Raw genomic sequence first — 22,569 nt, 5'->3', positions numbered from 1 at the left:
AGCAATGACTACAGAGCACACCTTTCCCGCCGAGCGCACCGCCGTCCTGACCGGGGCGGCATCGGTCCGCGGCATCGGCCGCGCAACTGCCAGCCGGCTGGCCAGCGAAGGCTGGTCCATCGCCATCCTGGACATCAATGCCGAAGACGCCCAGGCCGCGGCGGCGGAAATCGGCTCCAGCCACGCTGTCAAGGCGATCGGCGTGGGCGCCGACGTCTCGGACGAGGCATCCGTGGACCGCGCCATCACGGAGATCGAGCAGGCCCTTCCGCCGATCGTTGGACTGGTCAACCTCGCTGGAATCAGTTCACCCACCCCCTTCATGGAAACCACGGTGGCGGAATGGGACAAGGTTTTCGCCATCAACATGCGCGGCACCTTCGTGGTTTCCCAGCGCGTCCTCAAAGGGATGATCGAGCGGGAACTGGGCAGGATCGTCAGCATCTCCTCCATCTCCGCCCAGCGCGGCGGCGGGACCTACTCCAAGGTGGCCTACAGTGCCTCCAAAGCCGGCATCCTGGGCTTCACCCGTGCGCTGGCCCGGGAAGTGGGCGAGCACAACATCACCGTGAACGCCATTGCGCCGGGCCCGATCGACACGGACATCATGGGCGGAACGCTAAGCGATGAACGCAAGGCGCAGATGTCCGAGGGAATCATGATGGGCCGGGTGGGAACGCGCGAGGAAGTCGGAGCCCTGATCGCGTTCCTCCTCAGCGAGGACGCCGGGTACATCACGGCCGCCACCTACGACATCAACGGCGGCCTGCAGGTTTCCTGACCGGCACTGCCTGAAGGTGCCGTACGGCTTACCGGCCGTGCGGCACCGGGACCCCGCTGCCGTTCACTCCCGCGCTTCCGCGCGTTCCCCGGCTATAGGATTTCTTCATGGCAACCACGAACCAGGCCTCCGGCGGCGTGAGCAGGCAGGTGCTCGCTGACCACGTCTACGAAGCACTTCTTGTTGCCTTGATGGACGGCCGGTTGGAGGCAGGCACGCCCGTCAGTATTGACGGGATGGCCAGGGAGCTGGATGTCTCCCCAACACCCGTGCGCGAGGCGCTTGCCCGGCTGGAGGCAACCGGGATGGTCCGGCGGATGGCACTGCGGGGCTACCGGGTGGCCCCGCTTTTCTCCCCGGAAGAGCTGGCTGACCTGATGGACGCCCGGCTGGTGATCGAACCGGCCAACGCCTTCATGGCCTGCAAGCACGCGGACACCCAATTGACTGCTGAACTGGGGCGGGCGATCGAGGACCTGAAGGCAGCTCCGCGGGGTCCGTCCTTCGCGGAGTTCCGCGCCTACTGGGAAGCCGACGAACGGTTCCACCGCCTCATCGCCGAATCCGCGAACAACCAGTTCCTGCTGTCCGCTTACAACGCGCTGGGCGGCCAGGTGCAGCGCTTCCGCTTCTTCGGCGGCCTGGGCGTCACTGACGCCGATTACGCCATCGCGGAGCACACGGAGATCCTCAAGGCATTCGAAGCGGGCGACGCCGAACTTGCCCGCCAGGCAATGGTCGACCACATCGAGGGCGTCAAACAGCGCTCGCAGCACGACAGCGAAGCGCGCAGCTAGCAGTATCAGCGTGGCGTCGGGCGGGCCTGAAAGTCCTCCCAGCACCCATGCCTCCCACTGCCGGGAGGAACGAAAAACCCTTGACAGCACCAACCAAGCCGTAGATCCTATAGGAAATGCGATTTATGATCTGGAGTGACAATGCCGTACACCGCTGAAAACTGGCCCATCGCTGCTGCCCTGCTGCAGTTCCCCGGAACCAGGCCGGACGGGACCACCGTCCAGGACGCCCCTGCCAGTGACTGGCAACAGGTCTTCGAGGAAGTGGCTGACGCCGGCTTCACCAATGCCGACCTCACGGACAGCTGGGTACGCCCCGGCGACCTGTCCAGCGCACGCCTGGATGAGCTGAAGTCCGCCGCCACCGCCGCCGGCCTTGGCCTTCCCTCCATCTCAGCCATCCGCCGCAGCGTGATCCAGGAAGGCAACTGGGAAGAGAACCTGGCCTACACCCACCGCACCCTGGAGGCCGCAGCCCAGCTCGGCTGCGAAGTTGTCTCGATCGGCCTGCACCAGGCCATCACCGCGGAACAGCAGAAGCAACTGTGGTTCTGGACCGTGGAAGGCCACAAGGACCCGGCAGGGGACAAGGAGGCCTGGAACAACGCCGTCACCCGCATCCGCGAAGTAGGCAAGCACGCCGCTGAACTGGGGCTCCTGGTGTCCCTGGAGATGTATGAGGACACGTTCCTGGGCACGGGCGATTCGTCCGTGCAGCTCGTCCAGGACATCGATTTGCCCAACGTTGGACTGAACCCGGACCTGGGCAACCTGATCCGCCTGCACCGCCCCATCGAGGACTGGCGCGAACTGGTGCACAAGACTCTGCCGTACTCCAACTACTGGCACGTCAAGAACTACATCCGCGACGAGGACCAGGCACGGGACCAGTACGTCGCCATGCCGGCTCCGATGGAGTCCGGGCTGATCAGCTACCGCGAGGCCTTCCAGTTCGCTATCTCGGTGGGCTTCCAGGGGGTCATCTGCACGGAGCACTACGGCGGCGACGGCCTGAGCGTCACCGCGGCCAACCAGAACTACCTGCGCCGGCAGGTGCTGCCCAAGCGCGACGGCTATGCACTGGGCACCAGCCTGGTGGCCCAGGGGCGGCAGGCCCCGGCGGCAGTTCCCGCACGCTAAGCCGGCAGGCATCCCAAACCGACTCAACCGGTTCAACGAGGAATCATGACAAAGATATTTGACGATCCAGCGCAGTTCGCAGACGACGCCCTCGACGGCTTCGTGGCCGCCAACCGCCAGTACGTGGCGCGCGTTGACGGCGGCGTGGTCCGTTCCACCGAAACGCCCCAAGGCCAGGTGGCCCTGGTCATCGGCGGCGGATCCGGCCACTACCCGGCCTTTGCCGGCCTGGTGGGTGCCGGGCTGGCGGCCGGAAGCGCCTGCGGCAACATGTTTGCTTCCCCCTCTGCAGGACAGGCCTACCGGGTGGCCAAAGCGTCCCAGAGCGGCGGCGGCGTCCTGTTCAGCTACGGCAACTACGCCGGCGACGTCCTGCACTTTGGCCAGGCACAGGACAAGCTGAACGCTGAGGGCATCGAAACCCGGACCGTGCTGGTCACCGATGACGTCGCCAGCGCCCCGCTGGACGAAATCGGCAAGCGCCGTGGCATCGCGGGCGACCTCACGGTCTTCAAGGTGGCCGGGGCGGCGGCAGAAGCCGGCCTGGACCTGGACGAGGTGGAGCGGCTGGCCATCAAGGCCAACCACCACACCCGCTCGCTCGGTGTCGCCTTTGCCGGCTGCACCCTCCCCGGAGCTGCCGAGCCGCTGTTCACGGTGCCCGAAGGCATGATGTCCGTGGGGCTCGGCATCCACGGCGAACCGGGCATCTCGGAGCAGCCCCTTCCCACGGCCAGCGAGCTCGCAAGGCTGCTGGTGGATGGGCTGCTGAAGGATAAGCCGGAAACCGCCGGGCGCCGGGTGGTGCCGATCCTGAACGGGCTGGGAACCGTCAAGTACGACGAACTCTTTTTGCTGTTCGGCAAGGTCGAGGCGCTGCTGGCCGAGGCCGGACTGGAGATAGTGGAGCCGGAGTGCGGTGAACTGGTCACCAGCCTGGACATGTCCGGGCTGTCCCTGACGTTGTTCTGGCTGGACGCCGAACTGGAGAAGTTCTGGGCCGCGCCGGCTGACACCCCCGCCTTCCGCAAGGGCAACCTGGCGCCGCGCCGGGAACGCACGGTCGCGTCCCTCGCCGAGGCCGGAACGACGACGCCGGCGCTGGCCGCCACGCCAGCCTCCACTGCCCTGGCTGCCACGGCCGTGGGCGCGCTGAAGGAAGCCCGGTCCGTCGTCGTCGAACACGAGGACGCACTGGGGAAGCTGGACGCCATTGCCGGGGACGGCGACCACGGCATCGGCATGCGCCGCGGCGTTGATGCCGCCGTTGCCGCCGCCGAGAAGTCCCACGCCGCCGGCGCCGGGCTCGAGGAACTCCTCGCGGCGGCCGGTGAGCAGTGGGCGGAACGCGCCGGCGGCACCTCCGGGGCCCTGTGGGGCGCAGCCGTCACCGCCGTCGGCAGGACCCTGGGCAGCAAGGAAACATACACCGCCGCAGACGCAGCCGCAGCCGTCAACGCCCTTCGCGACGCCATCATCACCCTGGGCAAGGCCGAAGCAGGGGACAAGACCATGGTGGACGCGCTGCTTCCGTTCGCCGACACCTTCAACAAAGCAATTGACGACGGCGGCAGCCTGGCCAGCAGCCTGCGTGCAGCGGCGGAGGCGGCAGCAAGGGCCGCTGACGCGACTGCCGAACTCAGCCCGAAGAAGGGCCGCGCCCGCCCCCTGGCGGAAAAAAGCCTGGGCCACCCCGACCCGGGTGCCGTATCCTTCGGCCTCATCGCCCTCAGGGTAGCCGAGTACGCCGCCACCCTTGAAAGCCACTAAGGAGAACCGCATGACCGAGAACACCCAGCCAGGCTGGCGCATCGTCGTCGGCAACGACGAAGCCGGTGTGGAATACAAGAACGCCCTGCGCGAACTGCTGGAGGCGGACCCCCGCGTCGCCTCGGTGGAGGACGTGGGAGTGGGCGCCGACGACACCACTGCCTACCCGCACCTGGCCGTCGCCGCTGCCCGCAAAGTGGCCGCCGGGGAAGCCGACCGGGCCCTGCTCATCTGCGGTACCGGCCTGGGCGTCGCGATCTCCGCCAACAAAGTGCCCGGCATCCGGGCCGTCACCGCCCACGACAGCTACTCGGTGGAGCGGTCGGTGCTGTCCAACAACGCCCAGGTCCTGACCATGGGCCAGCGCGTCATCGGCCTTGAACTTGCCAAGAAGCTGGTGGGCGAGTGGCTCAACTACCGCTTCGATGAAAACTCCGCATCCGCGGCCAAAGTAGACGCCATCTGCTCCTATGAGGGCGCGTCGGAAGGACTTGAAACCACATGAGCACCCGAAACATCGCCGTCGTCGGCTCCGGCTACATGGGCGGCGGGATCGCCCAGGTCCTGGCACTTGCCGGGGCCCGCGTCGCGTTGGCGGACATCTCCGCCGAAATCGCCCAGGGCAACTACGAACGGCTGCTGAAGGAATCCGACGAATTCGTTGCCGCCGGCCTGTTCCCGGCCAACGCCACGGACCTGCTCAAAGAAAACCTCTGGGCCGCCAAGGACATTGAAGAGGCAGTGGCGGAAGCCGAGTACATCGAGGAAGCAGTGCCGGAGGTCCTGGAGATCAAGCACGCCACCCTGGGCCGGATCAGCGCCGCCGCCCGCCCCGACGCCATCATCGGCTCCAACACCTCCACCATCTCCATCGCCAAGCTCGCCGAGGTAGTGGAAAACCCGGAGCGCTTCCTGGGCGTCCACTTCTCCAACCCGGCGCCATTCATCCCCGGTGTGGAGGTCATTCCGCACGAGGGCACGTCAGAGGCCACAGTGGAAGCCGCCCGCACCATCGTGGGGGAGACCGGCAAGGAAACCGCCACCGTCAAGGACGTCACCGGCTTCGTGCTGAACCGGCTCCAGTACGCCCTCTTCCACGAGGCCGCCCAGGTGGTGGAGGAAGGCATCGCCACGGCCGAGGACGTGGACACGATGGTGCGCACCACCTTCGGCTTCCGGCTGCCGTTCTTCGGCCCCTTCGCCATCGCGGACATGGCAGGCCTGGACGTCTACGCCTTCTGCTACAAGTCACTGCAGACCGGTTTCCCGGAACGTTTCGCTACGCCGAAGATCCTCCAGGAAAAGGTCGACGCCGGCCAGCTCGGCACCAAGACCGGCTCCGGGTTCCTTGACGTACCCGCCGACCGGACCGCAGCCCTGGTTGCCTACCGGAACAAGGCGTACGTCGCCATGCAAAAGCTCATCGAGGAACTCGGTCCGGCACCCCTCGGGTAATCCGCCAACTTTCGAAGGAAACACTCCATGACACCATTTCCCGCAGACCGCACGGTGATCGTTACCGGCGCCGTCTCCGAACGCGGCATCGGCCGGGCCACCGCGGACTACCTCGCCGAGCGCGGCTGGAACATCGGCGTGATCGACCTCGACGACGCCGCCAGCAAGGACCTGGCAAAGGACCTGGCCGAAAAGCACGGCGTCCAAGCCCACGGCGCCGGAGCCGACATCGGCGACGAAGCCTCCGTCCGGGCCGCCATCGACGAGATCGAAGCCCAACTTCCCCAGCTGGTGGCCCTGGCGAACATCGCCGGCGTCAGCTCCCCGGTTCCCTACCTCGAACTCGACGGCGCCGAATGGGACCGTGTGGTCAACATCAACATGAACGGTGTCCACTACGCCACCCGCCGGGCGGCCGAATCGATGGTGAAGAACCGGCTGGGGCGGATCGTCAACATCTCCTCGGTCTCCGCCCAGCGCGGCGGCGGAACCTTCAGCAAGACCCCGTACTCGGTGGCAAAGGCCGGCGTCATCGGCCTGACGCGCGCCACCGCCCGCGAACTGGGCGGGTACGACATCACTGTCAACGCCATCTCGCCGGGCCCGATCGACACCGACATCATGGGCGGCACCCTCAGCGAGGAACGCAAGGATGAACTCGTGAAGGACCTGGTGGTGAACCGGGTTGGCACTACCCGCGACATCGCGGCGGCCATCTCCTTCCTCATTGGCGAGGACGCCGGCTACATCTCGGGCCAGACGCTGAACGTCGACGGCGGCCTGTACATGCACTGACGGCACCCCACCCGGCCAACACGAAGGACCGGGGCGCCACCATAAGATCCGCGGGCCGCCGGCCCGCGGGGAACCACCAACGTCACCACTCGAAGGAGAGTGCTGTGTCAGAAACCACCGCAACATCCAAAGAACTCCTGGCCCGTCCGGTCCTGAAGTCAGCGATTTTCAAGGCGGCCCGCCGTCTGATGCCGATGCTGGTCATCCTGTACGTCGTTTCGTTCCTGGACCGCACCAACGTCGGCTTCGCCGAGGCGGCACTGGGGGCGGACAAGGGGGTGTCCGCCGCGGCCTTCGCCCTGGGCGCAGGCATCTTCTTCATCGGCTACGCGATCTTCGAGATCCCCAGCAACCTGCTGCTCAAGAAGGTGGGCGCCAAGATCTGGCTGGCCCGCATCGCCATCACCTGGGGCATCGTCTCCGCCTGCTTCGCGTTCGTGCAGGGGGAAACCTCGTTCGTGGTCCTGCGTTTCCTCCTCGGCGTGACCGAGGCCGGCCTGTTCCCGGGCGTGATCATGTACCTCGCCGAATGGTTCCCCAACAAGGTGCGCGTCCAGATGTTCGCCATCTTCTACCTGGCCCAGCCGTTCTCCCAGATGATCGGCAACCCGCTGTCCGGCTGGCTGATCAACATCGGCGACCAGGTGCCCGGCCTGCGCGGCTGGCAGGTCATGTTCTTCGTCGAGGGCCTGCTGGCCGTCCTGGCAGGCATCGCGGCCTTCTTCTTCCTGATCAATGGCCCGGAGAAGGCCAAGTTCCTCAACAGCGAGGAAAAATACGCGCTGAAGGAAGTCATGGCGCTGGAGGACAACATCAAGGACGAGCACGGTCCCCGAGGCATCCTTGCGGCCATGCGCAACGGCCGCGTCTGGTACTTCACCGCCATCTACTTCTGCCTGCAGATCGCCGTCTACGGCGTGACCTTCTTCCTGCCCCAGCAGGTGTCCTCCCTGACCGGCCAAAAGGTGGGACTCGCCGTTGGCCTCCTGATCGCCGTCCCATGGTTCTTCGGCATCTTCGCCTGCTACTTCATTGGCAAAGCGGCTGACACCGTGGCCAAGCGGCGGAAGTTCGGCACAATCCTCTTCCTCTCCACTGGCCTGTGCATCTTCGGCTCGGCCTGGGCAGGAACCAACCACCAGCCGGTCCTGGGCATGATCTTCATAACCCTGGCTGTCTGCAGCTTCCTTGCCGTCGGCCCGGTGGTCTGGTCCTATCCCACGGCGTTCCTCGCAGGTTCCGCCGCCGCCGCAGGCATCGGGCTGATCAACTCCCTTGGCAACCTGGGCGGGTTCGTGGCGCCCATCCTGCGGACCGCAGTCAACGAAGCCACGCAGTCGCCAACCGGGTCGATGGGCGTCTACGCCCTGGGTGTCCTGCCATTCGTCGCGGCGGCGATGATGTATGCCACCAAGCGGTTCAGGAACAAGGCCGACGACCTGCTGGACTGAGTTCGTCACACCATCCACGCAAGGAAACCCATGAGCACCTCCGGCAGCAGCGCAGGAAACGGCACCCTTTATGTCGGTGTCAGCACCAAAATGTACCTGGGCTACCAGGCAAGCCTGCGCTGGCTGTCGGAGGTCCGCTCTGTTGTCGACGACAGGCCCGGACTGGCCATGAATTCCGCCGAGGATTCCCCGGTCCGGGTCTTCGTCATCCCATCCTTCCCCGTCCTTGATCAGGCCAAGCGGATTCTGGCCGGCTCACCCGTACTGCTCGGGGCGCAGAACTGCGCCTGGGGGGACGGGCCGCTGACCGGGGAAGTCAGCCCCGGCATGCTGGCCGAACTCGGCGTCTCGCTCGTCGAAATCGGCCATGCCGAACGCCGCCGGCAGTTCGGTGAGGATGACGCCGTGGTGGCACGCAAGGTGCGTGCCGCCGTCGGCCATTCCCTCACCCCGCTGCTATGCATCGGCGAGCCGGACAGGCTCGACGCCGGAGCTGCCGCGGACTTTTGCGTGCGGCAGGTCCACGCCGCCACAGGCGGCGATTCCACACTGGCCAGTAGCCTGGTCCTGGCCTATGAACCCGTGTGGGCGATCGGCGCGCAGGAGCCGGCCCCGCCGCAGCATGTCAACGCCGTGCTGAGCCGGATCCGGGCGGCGCTGGGCCCGCGCTGCCCCCTCATCTACGGCGGCAGCGCCGGACCTGGACTGCTTCCCCAACTGCCGGCGGCGGACGGACTCTTCCTGGGCCGGTTCGCCCACGATGCAGCCAACCTGGGCCGGGTACTGGACGAAGCCCTTCTCCTGCGTCAGACCGAGGCGCCCGCCAGCAGCTCCTCCAGCCGCTCATAGCCCTCTGACATGCCGCCCTCCATCCCCGAGTGCAGCATGCCGTCCCGCGCCTCCATGCTCTGGTACATGGCGTGGCCCCGCAGCCGGCAGCGGCCGCCGTCGAGTTCCTCGAACGTCATGGACTCCAGGCTGACCGAGTCCGGGTAGCCGCCGAACTCGAAGGTCTGCAAGGCAAACTCGTTCTCGCGCACCGTGTGGAAAATCCCGCGGAACTCGTACGGCACCCCTTCAGGGCCCGTGTGGATGTAGCGGTAGCTGCCGCCCGTGCGGAAGTCGTAGTGGTCCATCTCCATCTTCATGCCCCGCGGACCCAGCCACTGGGCCACCAGGCCCGGGTCTTTGTGCGCCCGGAACACATCCGCCACCGGAAAGTCGAACTCCCGCTCGAAATCGATGTAGGGGAGTCCTTCGGGGGCTGTGATCTTCAGTGGGTTGGTCATTTCGTTTCCTTTGCCTTTGGCGCCGCTTGCCCGGCGCTGGATCCAAGCACGGCATCCAGGCTGCGGAACTGCTCCTCGCGGACCAGCCGGTACTGGTCGATCCAGGCAGTAAGCGCCTCAAGCCGTGCGGGGTTCAGGTGAACTGGCCGGCGCTGGGCCTCCCTGCTGCGGGTGACCAACTGCGCCTGCTCGAGTACCTGGATGTGCTTCGAGACCGCCTGCTTGGAAATCTCGAAGGGTTCGGCCAGGTCATTGACCGTGGCCGGACCCCGGCTTAACCGGGCGATGATGCTCCGGCGGACGGGATCGGCCAGGGCCAGGAAGGCCAAGTCCAAAGCCGAATCATCCTGGGACGTCACTGCCGGCCTTTCATGTAATCAACTCTTTTGTTTATCAACCTTACGGTTGATTAATGCTAGGCCTGTTGCCGTTCACAGCGCAAGAGGGGGCTTGAATCTCTCAATGCGACTTTGTTAGTATGTCTGTACAAATTACTGAGGAGAAACTTCATGCCACTGGTCCGCATTGACGTCAACGAAGGACGCACCGCCGAGGATCTGCAGCAGCTCAGCCGCGGCATCCACGATGCCATGCTGGCCGAGTATGGCATTCCGGAGCGGGACTACTTCCATATCCTCACCGAGCACCCAGAGGGGCAGATCTTCGCCCAGGATGCAGGGCTTGGCTTTAAACGCAGCGGGGGAGTAGTGATGATCCAGATCTTCACCCAGGGTGGCCGCTCCCAAGAGGATAAGCAGCGGCTGTTCGCTGCCGTGGCCGACAAGCTCGCGGCCGTGGGGGTCGCCGGCGAAGACGTCTTCATCGGCTACGTCGAAAACACTGCGGGCGACTGGTCCTTCGGCTTTGGCCGTGCGCAGTACGTGACGGGCGAATTGGCCGTCCCCAAGCAGTAGTTCGGGCGCCTGCGAGCTTGTGCGGGCATCCCGGTTCCCCCTTGTTGTAAGTATGTCAGTACAAACCTTTGACATGACATTCGATCTGGGGCAAAGTAGTGCCTGTGGCCCACGCCACGGCCTGCCAGTCCCGGGACTCCTGCCCCGCAAAGGACTCGAGTTCCACACCAGAAAGGTCCACGATTACCGTGACCCACGAGCTTCTTACGATCGGGCGCATCAGCGTTGATATATACCCGAACGACATCGGCGTTGGCCTGGAGGAGGTAAATTCCTTCGGCAAATACCTTGGCGGTTCACCGTCGAACGTCGCTGTTGCCGCTGCGCGACACGGCCGCAGGACCGGCGTCATCACCCGCACCGGGGATGACCCGTTCGGGGAATTCCTGCACCGCGAGCTGCGCAAGTTCAACGTCGACGACACCTTCGTCACACCGGTCAAGGACTGGCCCACTGCGGTGACCTTCTGCGCAATCAAGCCGGCCACCGACGAGTTCCCGCTGTACTTCTACGGTCGGTTCCCCACCGCCCCCGACCTGCAGATCAAGGCAGAAGAGCTGGACCTGGACGCCATCCGCGCGGCCGGGATCTTCTGGTCCACGGTCACCGGGCTGTGCCAGGAGCCATCCCGGTCCGCGCACATCGCCGCCCACCAGGCCCGTCCCCGTACCGGCCTGGCGCAGGGGCAGTTCACCATCCTGGACCTGGATTACCGGCCCATGTTCTGGGCCTCCGAAGAGGAAGCCCGCGCGGAGGTCGCCAGGATCCTGCCGCAGGTCACGGTCGCGATCGGCAACGACAAGGAATGCACCGTCGCCGTGGGCGAAGGCACTCCGGACGAGCAGGCGGACCGGTTGCTGGCAGCCGGCGTGGAGATCGCGGTCGTCAAGCTCGGCGCGGAAGGCGTGATGGCCAAGACCCGCACCGAACGTGTTGTCTCCGCCCCCGTCCCCGTGGAAACCCTGAACGGCCTGGGTGCCGGCGATTCCTTCGGCGGCGCCTTCTGCCACGGCCTGCTGTCTGGCTGGCCGTTGGCGCAGGTCCTGGATTACGCCAACGCCGCCGGCGCGATCGTCGCCTCCCGCCTGTCCTGCGCTGATGCGATGCCGACGCCGGCCGAGGTCACCTCGCTGCTGGCCGAACGCGGACGCCCGGTTCCCGGCACCGTTTCCGGCTCCGCCCCGCAGCTTGCCACCGAAGGAGCAGCACTGTGACCCTCACCCCCGTCAGCCCGGAGAGCGCCGTGGACGATGATCCGCGCCGCTACGAGCACCTGACCACCATCCGCCTGGAGGACCCCGAGGCCGTGGCCCGGGCCGCAAACTCCCGGCGGCGCCACCCGGGTGTGAAGGCAGGCCGGCAGAACTTCATCGTCGCCGCCGACCACCCGGCCCGCGGTGCCCTGGCCGTCGGCAGCGATCCCGTGGCGATGGCTGACCGCCGGCAGTTGCTGGACCGGCTGCAGATCGTCCTGGCCAACCCCGCCGTCGACGGTGTCCTTGCCTCCCCGGACATCATGGATGACCTGCTGCTGCTGGGCGCGCTGGACGGCAAGCTGGTGTTTGGTTCGATGAACCGCGGCGGTCTGTCCGGGCTGGTCAACGAGTTCGATGACCGGTTCACCGGCCACACCGCCGCCGCCCTTAAAGCCTTGGGGGCGGACGGCGGAAAGATGCTCACCCGGATCTGCCTGGGCGACCCGGACACCGTGGTCACGCTGGAGGCAACCGCCAGGGCGATTGACTCCCTGGCGGAGCGGAAGCTGATCGCCATGGTGGAGCCGTTCCTGTCGGTCCGTGAAAACGGCCGGGTCCGGAACGACCTGACTCCCAACGCCGTGATCAAGTCCATCGCGATCGCCGAAGGACTGGGGTCCACCAGCGCCTACACATGGATGAAGCTTCCCGTGGTGGCGGAGATGGAACGCGTCATGGCTGCCACCACCATGCCCACCGTCCTGCTGGGCGGTGACCCGGACGGGTCCCAGGACGAGGTCTTTGCCACCTGGGGTGCCGCGCTGGCGCTTCCCGGCGTCCGGGGCCTCACGGTTGGCCGGACCTTGCTCTACCCCGCCGATGGTGATGTCGCGGGCGCCGTCGCCACGGCCGCCTCGCTCCTGCACCACACCACTGAAATCCCGGAGTAAGTATCATGGCAACGCGCAGAATGACGGTGGCCCAGGCCGTCGTCGAATACCTTTCCAAGCAGTACACCGTCGATTCCATCAATGGCGTTGAGTACCGTGAGCGGCTGATTCCGGGCACGTTCGGTATTTTTGGGCACGGCAATGTGGCCGGTGTGGGCCAGGCGCTGAAGCAGTACCAGCAACTGGATCCCGCCCTGATGCCGTACTACCAGGGCCGCAATGAGCAGGCCCAGGTCCACCAGGCCGTGGGGTACGCCCGGCACACGCGCCGCCGCCAGACGTATGCAGTCAGCACCTCCATCGGGCCGGGTTCGTCGAACCTGCTGACCGGCGCGGCGCTGGCCACCACCAACCGCCTCCCGGTCCTGCTGCTGCCGTCGGACACGTTCGCGACCCGCGCCGCTGACCCGGTGCTCCAGCAGCTCGAGCAGCCCTACGCGTATGACGTCACGGTCAATGACGCGTTCCGGCCGCTGTCGAAGTTCTTTGACCGCGTCAACCGGCCGGAGCAGTTGTTCTCCGCGTTCCATCACGGCCTGCGGGTGCTCACGGACCCGGCCGAGACCGGCGCGGTGACCATTTCGTTGCCGCAGGATGTCCAGGCCGAGGCCTTGGACGTGCCCGAGGAGTTCCTGGCCGAGCGGGAGTGGCGTATCCGCCGACCCGACGCCGACGACGAGGACATCGCCCGCGCTGCCGCAGCGATCCGCGCCGCGAAGCGCCCGCTGATCATCGCCGGCGGCGGCGTCCTCTACGCCTACGCCAACGACGAGTTGGCGAAGTTCGCCGAGCTGACCGGGATTCCGGTGGGCAACACGCAGGCAGGTGTCGGCGTCCTGCCCTGGGACCACGCGCAGTCCCTGGGCGCGATCGGTTCCACCGGCACGACGGCGGCCAACGCCGTCGCTGCGGAGGCGGACCTGATCATCGGCATCGGTACCCGGTACGAGGACTTCACCACCGCGTCGCGCAGCGCCTTCCAGAACCCGGACGTGAAGTTCGTGAACATCAACGTCGCCCCGATCGACGCCTACAAGCACGGCACGCACCTGCCGATCGTCGCCGACGCCGGCAAGGCCCTGGTCAAGCTGAACGCAGCCCTGGGCGGCTACCGGGTCGGCGCCGACCTCGAGGACAAGATTGCGGCCGAGAAGAAGCGCTGGAACGCCACCGTCGATGAGGCGTTCGATACCCGCTACACCCCGCTGCCGGCGCAGAACGAGATCATCGGCGCCACCAACCGGGCCATGGACGCCCGCGACGTGGTGATCTGCGCCGCAGGGTCGCTGCCCGGGGACCTGCACAAGATGTGGCGTGTCCGCGACCCGTTCGGCTACCACGTCGAGTACGCCTACTCCTGCATGGGTTACGAGATCCCCGGCGGCCTCGGCGTCAAGCGCGCAGCGATCGCTGAGGCAGCCAGCACGACGGCGGCAGGTGGCACGGGCGACCAGGTGCGGGACGTCGTCGTGATGGTGGGGGATGGCTCCTACCTGATGATGCACACCGAACTGGTCACCGCCGTCGCCGAACGCATCAAGCTGATCGTGGTCTTGATCCAGAACCACGGCTACGCCTCTATCGGCTCGCTCTCCGAATCCCTGGGCTCGCAGCGGTTCGGCACCCAGTACCGGGCGCTGAACGAGGAGCAGCACAGCTTCGACGAGGGTGAGACCCTGCCCGTGGACCTGGCCCTGAACGCCGAGTCCCTGGGCGTGAAGGTCATCCGGATCGAACCCGGCGAAAAAGTCATCGCCGAACTCGAACTGGCCATCCGCGATGCCAAGGCCGCCCCGGAAGGCAGCGGACCGATCCTGATCCACGTCGAATCCGACCCGCTGCTGGACGCCCCGTCCTCTGAATCCTGGTGGGACGTCCCCGTCTCCCAGGTCTCCGCACTGGACTCCACCAAACAGGCTTTCCAGACCTACGTTGACCACAAGTCGCGCCAGCGCAAACTGCTCGGCTGACCCCCTCCTTCTCCTGACCCACCACTCAAGGAAGAGTCCCATGACTGCCACCACCACTGAGACCACCGTCATCAACCACTTCATCAACGGCACGGAAACCGCCGGCGAGGGCGACCGCACCACTCCCGTCTACAACCCTGCCACCGGCGCCGTGACCGGCAAGCTGCGGCTGGCCAGCCGGGCCGACCTGGACACCGCCGTCGCCGCAGCCCGCAAGGCCGCCGACACCTGGGGCGACATCTCCCTGGCCAAGCGCACAGCAGTGCTGTTCAAGTTCCGCGAACTCGTCGCCGCGCACGTGGAGGAACTCGCCCAGCTCGTCACCGCCGAGCACGGCAAGGTCCTCTCCGACGCAAAGGGCGAGATCGGCCGCGGCCTCGAAGTCGTGGAGTTCGCCTGCGGCATCCCCACCCTGCTCAAGGGCGACTACTCGGACCAGGTTTCCACCGGCATCGACGTCTTCTCCTTCCGTGAGCCGCTCGGTGTGGTTGCGGGCATAACGCCGTTCAACTTCCCCGTCATGGTCCCGCTGTGGATGGCGCCGATGGCGATCGCCGCCGGCAACGCGTTCATCCTCAAGCCTTCCGAGCGCGACCCCTCCGCCTCCCTGTTGCTGGCCAAGCTTTGGAAGGAAGCCGGACTTCCGGACGGTGTGTTCCAGGTCCTGCACGGCGACAAGGAAACCGTCGACGGGCTGCTGACCCACCCGGACGTGGACGGCATCTCGTTCGTTGGATCCACCCCGATCGCGCAGTACGTCCACGAGACCGCCACCAAGCACGGCAAGCGCGTCCAGGCCCTGGGCGGGGCGAAGAACCACGCGATCATCCTGCCCGACGCCGACCTGGACAACGCCGCCGACCACCTCGCCGCCGCAGCGTTCGGCTCTGCCGGGGAACGCTGCATGGCCATCTCCGTCGCCGTCGCCGTCGGTGACGCCGCAGACGCCCTGGTCGCCAAAGTCCAGGAACGCGCCGAAGCCGTCAAGGTCAACAACGGCACCGAACCCGACGCCGAAATGGGCCCGGTCATCACGCCGGCCTCCAAGGAACGCATCCTGAAAATCGTCACCGAAGCCGAAACCGCCGGCGCCGCTATGGTTGTGGACGGACGCGACCTCGTGGTCCCCGGCCACGAGGACGGCTTCTGGGTAGGCCCCACCGTCCTCGACCACGTCAAGACCGAAATGACCGCCTACACCGAGGAAATCTTCGGACCCGTCCTCGTCGTGGTCCGCGTCGACACCCTCGAAGAGGGCATCAAGCTCATCAACGCCAACCCCTACGGCAACGGCACCGCCATCTTCACCTCCTCCGGCGCCGCCGCCCGCAAGTTCCAGCGCTCCGTGACCGTGGGCATGATCGGCATCAACGTGCCTTTGCCCGTCCCGGTGGCGTACCACTCCTTCGGCGGCTGGAAGGCATCCCTCTTCGGCGACAAGCACGTCTACGGCCCCGAAGGCGTATCCTTCTACACCCGCGGCAAAGTCGTCACCTCCCGCTGGCCCGAAACCCACCACGCCTCCGGCGCCTCCTACAACTTCCCCTCCAACTGACCTCCCCACCCCTCAATCGATTGCTCCGTAAACGTCGTTTTGAGCCTTCAAAAGGGCAGTTACGGAGCAATCGATGCAACGAAAGAAAGAAATGCTGTTATGACGGAAGCAGAGAACAAACTGATCATCGGCACGGCGCCGGACTCCTGGGGCGTCTGGTTCGCGGACGACCCCAAGCAGACACCGTGGGAACGGTTCCTGGACGAGGTGGCCGAATCGGGCTACAAGTGGATTGAACTGGGCCCTTACGGCTATTTGCCCGCGGACCCCGCCCGGCTTGCGGAGGAACTCAAGCAGCGCGACCTCAAGGTCACGGCCGGCACCGTGTTCACCGCTTTCCACCGCGGCCTGGACCAGTGGGAAACCGCCTGGGAGCCTGCCCGCAAGGTGGCCGAACTGACCGCCGCCATGGGCGGCGAGCACATCGTGGTCATCCCGGCCATGTGGCGCGACGACGTCACCGGTGAGGCGGTGGAAAGCGGCACGCTAGGCGAGAAGGCCTGGAATGACCTGTTCGCCGGCCACGACCGCCTGGGCAAGACCCTGCTGGAGGATTTCGGCCTCAAGCAGCAGTTCCACTCGCACGCCGACTCCCACGTTGGCGCGCAGGAGGACATCGAGACACTGCTGGGCGCCACGGACCCGCAGTACCTGAACCTTTGCCTGGACACCGGACACGCGGAATACTGCGGAGCGTCCAGCCTGGAACTGATCAAGAACTACCCGGACCGGATCGGCTACCTGCACCTGAAGCAGATCAACCCGGAGATCCTCAGACGAGTCAACGAGGAAAACATGACGTGGGCAGCTGCCAACCTTGCCGGCGTCATGACCGAACCGCCCAACGGCCTGCCGGACCTGCGCGCGGTCATCGAAGCAGTGGAGGCCCTGGACCGGCCGATCTTCGGCATCGTCGAACAGGACATGTACCCCGTGGCCTTCGACGTTCCCATGCCGATCGCCAAGCGCACCCGCAACTACCTGCTGTCCTGCGGCTCCCGCACCGCTGTCAGCTAAGCCCGTCTCAGACACCAAAAGGACAAAACAATGACTGAAAACCTCCGCGTCGCCGTCATCGGCGCAGGCCGCATGGGCGCCGACCACATCCAGCGCCTGAATAAGCGCATCCACGGAGCCGACGTTGCCGCCGTCGTCGACGTCGACCTTGCCCGCGCCCAGGCCGCCACCGAAGGCATCCCCGGAGCCGTGGCCCTGGCCGACGCCGAGGAAGCCCTCAACAACGGCGACGTCAACGCCGTCCTGATCGCCACCCCGGGTTTCCTGCACGAGGACATCCTGCTCAAGGCCATTGCCAAGGACATCCCGATCCTTTGCGAAAAGCCCCTCACCCCTGACGCCGAATCCTCCTGGAGGATTGTAGAAGCCGAGGTGGCACTGGGCCACAAGCGCATCCAGGTGGGCTTCATGCGCCGCTTCGACGCCGAATACGCCACCCTGGGCTCGATCATCCGCAACCACGAACTGGGCGAACTGCTGATGCTGCACCACCAGCACCGCAACCCAAGCACCCCCGAGGGCTTCACCAACGAGATGCTCATCAACGACTCCGTGGTCCACGAGTTCGACGCCATCCGGTTCTTCACCGGCGAGGAAATCACCAGCGTCCAGGTCCGCCTGGGCAAGGCCACGCGGAATGCCCCGAACGGCCAGCACGACCCGCAGCACGTCCTGCTGGAGACCGAGTCCGGGGTCCTGGCCGACGTCGAAATCTACGTCAACGCCAAGTTCGGTTACGAAGTGGCCACCCAGGCTTCCTTCGAAGACGGCATCGTCAGTATCGGCGGCGACAAGGGTCCCTACACCCGCAGCTCGGGCCGTTGGGGCGGCAACGTCACCCCCGGCTTCGAGGAGCGTTTTGGCGCAGCATACGACGTCGAAATCCAGTCATGGGTGGACGCGGCACTTAAGAACGAAATCGGCGGTCCCTCCGCCTGGGACGGGTACGCCACGGCAGCCTGCTGCGAGGCAGGCGTGGAGGCACAGAAGAACGGCGAGAAGGTCGCCGTGAAGCTGGCTTCGAAGCCGGACCTCTACAAGTAGGACCGGAGAGGGGGGGCGGAGCCATCCGTCCCCTTTCCCGTCTCCCTACCTGACCGATCCACAATGGAGTGTTTTTCGTGAAAATCGCACTTGACCCCACCCCGTTCCACCACTCGCACAGCCTGCTGGAGTTCCCGAAGGTGGTGGCGGACCTCGGCTACAAGTACATGCAGATGACCCCGCACGCGGACTTCATCCCGTTCTTCAACCACCCCAAGGCGGACGACGAACTCGTGGGCCAGCTGAAGAAGGCCTGCCGGGATGCCGGGATTGAGATCGCCTCCGTGCTGCCGGTGCTGCGCTGGTCGGGGCCGGACGAGGACGCCCGCGAGGCAGCCGTCCGCTACTGGAAGCGCGCCATCCAGATCACCGTGGACCTCGGCGTGAGCACCATGAACACCGAGTTCAGCGGACGCCCTGAGAAGGCAGAGGAGTCCGAACGGGCGTTCTACCGTTCCATGGAGGAGCTGCTGCCGATCATCGAGCGCGAGGGCATCGATCTGCTGATCGACCCGCACCCGGACGACTTCGTGGAGGAAGGCCTCGCAGCGATCCGCGTGATCCGCGGCGTTAACTCCAAGAACGTCGGCATGGTGTACGTGGCCTCGCACAGCTTCCACATGAAGAATTCACCGCTGGACATCATGCGGGCGGCGGGGGACAGGCTGCGCCTGGTGCATGTCGCCGACACGATGGACCATCACGCCTCGCACGGGCTGCGCTACATCACCAACCCGCCGGGCAACCCCGTCCGTGTCCACCAGCACCTGAAGATCGGCGACGGCGACGTCAACTGGGACGAGTTCTTCGGCGGCTTGAAGGAGATCGGCTTCCTGGACCGCGACGACACCGTCATGGTGTCCAGCGTCTTCGCCGAAAACGAAAAAGCCGAGGACGTCTCCCGCTACCAGCTGGAGACCATGAAGCAGCACATCCAAAAGGTGAGCGTATGAGTTCGCCTGTCTCCGGGGAAGCGGCCGTAAAGAAGCCCGGCAACCACCAGCGGGCCCTGCGGACTGTCACCATCATTTCCACCTTCGGCGGGCTGCTGTTCGGCTACGACACCGGCGTGATCAACGGCGCCCTGCCCTAAATGCAGGAAGACCTGGGCCTCACACCGCTGACCGAAGGCCTGGTCACCTCGTCCCTGCTGTTCGGTGCTGCCTTTGGCGCCCTGTTCGGCGGACGCCTGGCAGACCGCAACGGCCGGCGCAAGATGATCATGGTGCTGGCAGTGGTCTTCCTGCTGGGCACCCTGGGCTGCACCTTCGCACCCAGCACGGAAGTGATGATCGCCGCCCGGTTCATCCTGGGACTCGCCGTGGGCGGGGCATCGGTAACCGTGCCCGTCTACCTGGCCGAGGTGTCGCCGAGCAACCGGCGCGGCCGGATCGTCACCCAGAACGAACTCATGATTGTCACGGGACAATTGCTGGCGTTCATCTTCAACGCCTACCTGGGCACTTCCTTCGGCGAATCCCACGGCATTTGGCGCTGGATGCTGGTCATCGCCACCCTGCCGGCCATCGCGCTGTGGATCGGGATGAACTTCATGCCCGAAAGCCCCCGCTGGCTGGCTTCCATGGGCAGCTTCGGCGAGACACTCAGTGTGCTGCAGCGGATCCGCTCACAGGAGGAAGCGCGGACGGAGTTCGAAGAAGTCAAGGCCATGGCCGTGGAGGACTATAAGTCCAAGATGGGCTCATGGAAGGACCTGGGCATCCCGTGGCTCCGCCGGATCTTCTTCGTGGGCCTTGGCCTTGCCGTGATCCAACAGATCACCGGCGTCAACTCGATCATGTACTACGGAACGCAGATCCTGTCGCAGTCAGGGTTCGGCCGTGAAGCGGCGCTGACGGCCAACATCGCCAACGGCGTCATCTCAGTGCTCGCCACATTCGTGGGAATCTGGCTGCTGGGCAAGGTGGGGCGGCGCAGGATGCTGATCACCGGCCAGGTGGGTACTACGACGGCGCTGCTGCTGATCGGCTTCTTCTCCCTGATCCTGCCGGAAGGCTCAGCTCGCGGTTTCGTCATCCTGGCGCTCACCGTCACATTCCTGGCCTTCCAACAGGGTGCCATCTCCCCGGTGACCTGGCTGATGCTTTCGGAAATCTTCCCGCTGAAGATCCGCGGCCTGGGCATGGGGGCTTCGGCCTTCCTGCTGTGGATCGTGAACTTCCTGATCGGGTTCGGATTCCCGCAGTTGCTGGCCGCCATCGGCATCTCCAACACGTTCTTCGTGTTCGCCGTCCTTGGCGTGGCCGCCATTGCCTTCGCTGCGAAGTATGTCCCGGAAACCAAGGATAAGAGCCTTGAGGACCTGGAGCACTACTTCAAGAATGTTGCCGGCAGCAAGGCCGCCGCTGCCGCCGCAACGGTCCCCTGACCGGACCATCCACATCACCGTCGCGGGCCCGGCCGTCATGGCCTTCGCCGCGGCAGCCGAAAAACGGAGCGAGAAGACACGGAGCCCGGCGGTGGAACTCCAAGTGGGTTAAGCGGCAGGATCGGAGGAGCGGCGCACCATCAGGGCCGGCTCGAACTTCCGGGTCACAGGAGGCCTGCCAGCCTCCGCAATCCTGTCCAGCATTGCCTGCGCCGCCACCCGGCCCAGCAGACCGGCGTGCTGGTCAATGGACGTCAGGCCAACCAGTGGCGAGGCGCCGACTTCGATGTTGTCGCAACCCACAATGGCCATATCACCCGGGACGGACAGACCCCGGGACGCCAGGGCCTCCATGATGCCGATGGCAGTGAGGTCGTTGTGCGCAAAAACTGCAGTGGGGAGGGTGGCGCCGGAGTCCAGGAACTGCTCCATCACAGCACGGCCGCCGCGTTCGGTCATGTCGCTGTGGACCAGCTGCGGCGCCAGGCCGAACTGCTCCATGGCGTGCAGGTAGCCTTCGCGGCGCTCGGTGTAGGGCAGCCAGTCGGAGATGTCCACGTGGGCGATCCGCCGGTGCCCCAGTCCGTACAGATGCTCCACGGCGAGCGCTCCGGAACGGAAGTCGTCGGTCAAAACGGAATCCACGCCGTCGACCTCCATCTCCCGGGTGATCACGACGGCGGGCGTCCCGCGCAGTGCCCCGGCCAGTTCAGCGGAGGTGCCGGTGTAGCCGGCCAGCAGCACGCCGTCCACCCGGAGGTCCACGAAGGACCGCACTGCCTCCAGTTCCGTGCCGGGATCAGCGGAGCCGACGGCGACCATCACCTGGTTTCCGCTGCCCGCCACGCCGTCGGTGATGCCGTCATAGATGTCAGCGAAGACGGAGTTGTGCAGGTCCAGGAAGAGGACGCCCAGGGTGTTGGTGCGGTGGCTCGCCAGCCGACTGGCGAGCCGGTTGGGGGAGTAGCCCAGGGCGGCGGCGCTCTCCAGCACTGCCGTCCGCTTGGCGGGGGAAACCTTGGGGGATTCGCGCATCACCAGGGATACCAGGGCGCGGCTTACTCCGGCGTCGCGTGCCACGTCCTCCATGGTCACCGACCGCGGCGTGGCGGAAGTCTCTTTCACAAGTCCCCACTATGCCAGCCCGCGGCCACCTGCCCGGCTACGCGCCGAACGGCAGCCGCGGATCGATGTTCTGGCTATCCCAGGTCTGCCGCACCCAGCCGTGGTGGGGGTCGTCGCTGATCAGCCATTCCCGCGCCGGGCCGGGCCCTGCCATTACGTTGAGGTAGTAGAGGTCGTAGCCGGGCGCGGCCATCGCGGGTCCGTGCCAGCCGTAGGGGACAAGCACGACGTCGCCGGTGCGCACTTCCGCGGACACGTCGATGGGGCGCTCGTCGGAGGCGTAGACGCGCTGGTAGCCGATGGCGTCCGCGTCTGCAGGTCCTGGCGAGCCGGCCGCCACCTGCGTTTCGAAGTAGTAGATTTCCTCGAGCGAGGTCTCGCCTTCCGTTTCCTCGTCATGCTTGTGGGGAGGGTAGGAGGACCAATTGCCGGCCGGGGTGAGGACCTCGCAAACGATGAACCTGTCGGCCTCGAGGGCTGCCGGTGTGCCGAAGTTGTGGACCTGCCGCGAGCAGTTGCCGGCGCCGCGCAGTTCCACGGGGGTTTCCGCGGCAGGTACCAGGCGTGTGGGGTAGGACGCTTTGGCCGGTGCGGTGGCAACGGCCACCCGGCCGCCGCCGGCGGAACTGATGGTCACGGCACGCCCGGTACCGGAATAGAGCACGTCGGAAGGGCCGGAAAACACCGAGGCGCGGCCGTTCAGCGGGTAGTTGGTGCCGTCAACGCTCACGGTGAAGGAGCCGTTGAGCGGCACCACGATGCGTTCCTCCTCCGCGGCGGAAAGTTCGACGGCGGCGCCCGCGGGCAGGGTGGCCACCTTCAGTCCGGTGTGCGCCCAGCCGTCCACGGTGAGGGAGGAGTCGGAGGTTCCGATCGAGACGTCCCATTTGCCGTCGGCGGCGGTGCCCAGGGGATAGACCCAGTTGGTCAT

General features: G+C 66.0%; 21 protein-coding genes and 1 pseudogene. 18 read left to right on the top strand and 4 right to left on the bottom strand.

The window, feature by feature from the left end:
- The first annotated feature begins 4 nt into the window (after window positions 1-4).
- The 9 genes from IEW19_RS12410 to IEW19_RS12370 all read left to right on the top strand — a co-directional run bounded on the left by IEW19_RS12410 (window position 5) and on the right by IEW19_RS12370 (window position 9,038).
- The gene (locus IEW19_RS12410; protein WP_188571928.1) at window positions 5-781 is read left to right on the top strand and encodes an SDR family NAD(P)-dependent oxidoreductase; all 777 of its coding nucleotides are present in this window, start codon (window positions 5-7) and stop codon (window positions 779-781) included.
- Window positions 782-888: 107 nt separating this feature from the next.
- Window positions 889-1,578, top strand: coding sequence for a GntR family transcriptional regulator (locus IEW19_RS12405; protein WP_188571927.1), 690 nt, complete (start codon window positions 889-891; stop codon window positions 1,576-1,578).
- A 141-nt stretch (window positions 1,579-1,719) separates the two neighbouring features.
- Window positions 1,720-2,718 (top strand): sugar phosphate isomerase/epimerase family protein, encoded by a 999-nt coding sequence (locus IEW19_RS12400; protein WP_188571926.1) that lies wholly within the window; start codon window positions 1,720-1,722, stop codon window positions 2,716-2,718.
- A gap of 45 nt (window positions 2,719-2,763) precedes the next feature.
- Window positions 2,764-4,488, top strand: a complete 1,725-nt coding sequence (dhaL, locus tag IEW19_RS12395; RefSeq protein WP_188571925.1) for a dihydroxyacetone kinase subunit DhaL — start codon at window positions 2,764-2,766, stop codon at window positions 4,486-4,488.
- A gap of 10 nt (window positions 4,489-4,498) precedes the next feature.
- Window positions 4,499-4,993 carry a ribose-5-phosphate isomerase gene (locus tag IEW19_RS12390; RefSeq protein ID WP_188571924.1) on the top strand — a complete coding sequence of 165 codons (495 nt, stop codon included), beginning with the start codon at window positions 4,499-4,501 and terminating at the stop codon, window positions 4,991-4,993.
- Window positions 4,990-5,943 carry a 3-hydroxyacyl-CoA dehydrogenase family protein gene (locus IEW19_RS12385; RefSeq protein ID WP_188571923.1) on the top strand — a complete coding sequence of 318 codons (954 nt, stop codon included), beginning with the start codon at window positions 4,990-4,992 and terminating at the stop codon, window positions 5,941-5,943. Before IEW19_RS12390 ends, IEW19_RS12385 begins: the two co-directional genes overlap by 4 nt.
- A 27-nt stretch (window positions 5,944-5,970) precedes the next feature.
- Complete coding sequence (locus IEW19_RS12380; protein WP_188571922.1) at window positions 5,971-6,738, top strand: SDR family NAD(P)-dependent oxidoreductase; 768 nt, start codon at window positions 5,971-5,973, stop codon at window positions 6,736-6,738.
- A 104-nt stretch (window positions 6,739-6,842) separates the two neighbouring features.
- Window positions 6,843-8,189, top strand: a complete 1,347-nt coding sequence (locus IEW19_RS12375) for an MFS transporter (RefSeq protein ID WP_188571921.1) — start codon at window positions 6,843-6,845, stop codon at window positions 8,187-8,189.
- Window positions 8,190-8,219: 30 nt separating this feature from the next.
- Complete coding sequence (locus tag IEW19_RS12370) at window positions 8,220-9,038, top strand: triose-phosphate isomerase family protein (protein ID WP_188571920.1); 819 nt, start codon at window positions 8,220-8,222, stop codon at window positions 9,036-9,038.
- On the opposite strand, the gene IEW19_RS12365 is transcribed toward IEW19_RS12370, so the two are convergent.
- Together IEW19_RS12365 and IEW19_RS12360 are read right to left on the bottom strand one after the other, a co-directional pair.
- Window positions 8,996-9,478, bottom strand: coding sequence for an SRPBCC family protein (locus IEW19_RS12365; protein ID WP_188571919.1), 483 nt, complete (start codon window positions 9,476-9,478; stop codon window positions 8,996-8,998). The two genes, IEW19_RS12370 and IEW19_RS12365, sit on opposite strands and share 43 nt — an antisense overlap.
- Window positions 9,475-9,837 (bottom strand): ArsR/SmtB family transcription factor, encoded by a 363-nt coding sequence (locus IEW19_RS12360; protein WP_188571918.1) that lies wholly within the window; start codon window positions 9,835-9,837, stop codon window positions 9,475-9,477. The genes IEW19_RS12365 and IEW19_RS12360 overlap by 4 nt, the downstream gene beginning before the upstream one ends.
- A gap of 150 nt (window positions 9,838-9,987) precedes the next feature.
- Between IEW19_RS12360 and IEW19_RS12355 the strand changes: the two genes are divergently transcribed.
- The 9 genes and pseudogenes from IEW19_RS12355 (at window position 9,988) to IEW19_RS12315 (ending at window position 20,513) form a co-directional block, all read left to right on the top strand.
- A complete protein-coding gene (locus IEW19_RS12355; RefSeq protein ID WP_188571917.1) occupies window positions 9,988-10,392 on the top strand; it encodes a tautomerase family protein in 405 nt (134 codons plus the stop codon).
- A 188-nt stretch (window positions 10,393-10,580) separates the two neighbouring features.
- Window positions 10,581-11,606, top strand: coding sequence for a 5-dehydro-2-deoxygluconokinase (gene iolC / locus IEW19_RS12350; RefSeq protein WP_188571916.1), 1,026 nt, complete (start codon window positions 10,581-10,583; stop codon window positions 11,604-11,606).
- Window positions 11,603-12,538 (top strand): Cgl0159 family (beta/alpha)8-fold protein, encoded by a 936-nt coding sequence (locus tag IEW19_RS12345; protein ID WP_188571915.1) that lies wholly within the window; start codon window positions 11,603-11,605, stop codon window positions 12,536-12,538. The genes iolC and IEW19_RS12345 overlap by 4 nt, the downstream gene beginning before the upstream one ends.
- A gap of 20 nt (window positions 12,539-12,558) precedes the next feature.
- Entirely contained in the window at window positions 12,559-14,508 is a 1,950-nt protein-coding gene (gene iolD / locus IEW19_RS12340; protein WP_188571945.1) for a 3D-(3,5/4)-trihydroxycyclohexane-1,2-dione acylhydrolase (decyclizing), read from the top strand.
- 40 nt (window positions 14,509-14,548) lie between these two features.
- Window positions 14,549-16,063 carry a CoA-acylating methylmalonate-semialdehyde dehydrogenase gene (locus IEW19_RS12335; protein ID WP_188571914.1) on the top strand — a complete coding sequence of 505 codons (1,515 nt, stop codon included), beginning with the start codon at window positions 14,549-14,551 and terminating at the stop codon, window positions 16,061-16,063.
- Window positions 16,064-16,162: 99 nt separating this feature from the next.
- Window positions 16,163-17,080, top strand: a complete 918-nt coding sequence (locus tag IEW19_RS12330; RefSeq protein WP_188571913.1) for a sugar phosphate isomerase/epimerase family protein — start codon at window positions 16,163-16,165, stop codon at window positions 17,078-17,080.
- Between the two features lie 30 nt (window positions 17,081-17,110).
- Window positions 17,111-18,124 (top strand): Gfo/Idh/MocA family protein, encoded by a 1,014-nt coding sequence (locus IEW19_RS12325; RefSeq protein ID WP_188571912.1) that lies wholly within the window; start codon window positions 17,111-17,113, stop codon window positions 18,122-18,124.
- A gap of 77 nt (window positions 18,125-18,201) precedes the next feature.
- Window positions 18,202-19,077 carry a sugar phosphate isomerase/epimerase family protein gene (locus IEW19_RS12320; RefSeq protein WP_188571911.1) on the top strand — a complete coding sequence of 292 codons (876 nt, stop codon included), beginning with the start codon at window positions 18,202-18,204 and terminating at the stop codon, window positions 19,075-19,077.
- Window positions 19,074-20,513, top strand: a pseudogene (locus IEW19_RS12315) (sugar porter family MFS transporter). Before IEW19_RS12320 ends, IEW19_RS12315 begins: the two are co-directional and overlap by 4 nt.
- A 108-nt stretch (window positions 20,514-20,621) precedes the next feature.
- On the opposite strand, the gene IEW19_RS12310 reads toward IEW19_RS12315, so the two are convergent.
- Window positions 20,622-21,638, bottom strand: a complete 1,017-nt coding sequence (locus IEW19_RS12310) for a LacI family DNA-binding transcriptional regulator (RefSeq protein WP_188571910.1) — start codon at window positions 21,636-21,638, stop codon at window positions 20,622-20,624.
- 37 nt (window positions 21,639-21,675) lie between these two features.
- Complete coding sequence (iolB, locus tag IEW19_RS12305; protein WP_188571909.1) at window positions 21,676-22,569, bottom strand: 5-deoxy-glucuronate isomerase; 894 nt, start codon at window positions 22,567-22,569, stop codon at window positions 21,676-21,678.

It is taken from the genome of Arthrobacter liuii (genome assembly GCF_014639275.1).
GTDB classification, from domain to species: Bacteria; Actinomycetota; Actinomycetes; order Actinomycetales; family Micrococcaceae; genus Arthrobacter; species Arthrobacter liuii.
This window is presented reverse-complemented; position numbering and strand designations above follow the sequence as displayed.

Coding starts and splice junctions, on each gene's coding strand:
- iolD (WP_188571945.1), top strand. CDS start 12,559: ATGACGGTGGCCCAGGCCGTCGTCGAATACCTTTCCAAGCAGTACACC.
- dhaL (WP_188571925.1), top strand. CDS start 2,764: ATGACAAAGATATTTGACGATCCAGCGCAGTTCGCAGACGACGCCCTC.
- IEW19_RS12330 (WP_188571913.1), top strand. CDS start 16,163: ATGACGGAAGCAGAGAACAAACTGATCATCGGCACGGCGCCGGACTCC.
- IEW19_RS12370 (WP_188571920.1), top strand. CDS start 8,220: ATGAGCACCTCCGGCAGCAGCGCAGGAAACGGCACCCTTTATGTCGGT.
- IEW19_RS12410 (WP_188571928.1), top strand. CDS start 5: ATGACTACAGAGCACACCTTTCCCGCCGAGCGCACCGCCGTCCTGACC.
- IEW19_RS12335 (WP_188571914.1), top strand. CDS start 14,549: ATGACTGCCACCACCACTGAGACCACCGTCATCAACCACTTCATCAAC.
- IEW19_RS12390 (WP_188571924.1), top strand. CDS start 4,499: ATGACCGAGAACACCCAGCCAGGCTGGCGCATCGTCGTCGGCAACGAC.
- iolB (WP_188571909.1), bottom strand. CDS start 22,569: ATGACCAACTGGGTCTATCCCCTGGGCACCGCCGCCGACGGCAAATGG.
- IEW19_RS12380 (WP_188571922.1), top strand. CDS start 5,971: ATGACACCATTTCCCGCAGACCGCACGGTGATCGTTACCGGCGCCGTC.
- IEW19_RS12385 (WP_188571923.1), top strand. CDS start 4,990: ATGAGCACCCGAAACATCGCCGTCGTCGGCTCCGGCTACATGGGCGGC.
- IEW19_RS12365 (WP_188571919.1), bottom strand. CDS start 9,478: ATGACCAACCCACTGAAGATCACAGCCCCCGAAGGACTCCCCTACATC.
- IEW19_RS12325 (WP_188571912.1), top strand. CDS start 17,111: ATGACTGAAAACCTCCGCGTCGCCGTCATCGGCGCAGGCCGCATGGGC.
- IEW19_RS12400 (WP_188571926.1), top strand. CDS start 1,720: ATGCCGTACACCGCTGAAAACTGGCCCATCGCTGCTGCCCTGCTGCAG.
- IEW19_RS12355 (WP_188571917.1), top strand. CDS start 9,988: ATGCCACTGGTCCGCATTGACGTCAACGAAGGACGCACCGCCGAGGAT.
- IEW19_RS12405 (WP_188571927.1), top strand. CDS start 889: ATGGCAACCACGAACCAGGCCTCCGGCGGCGTGAGCAGGCAGGTGCTC.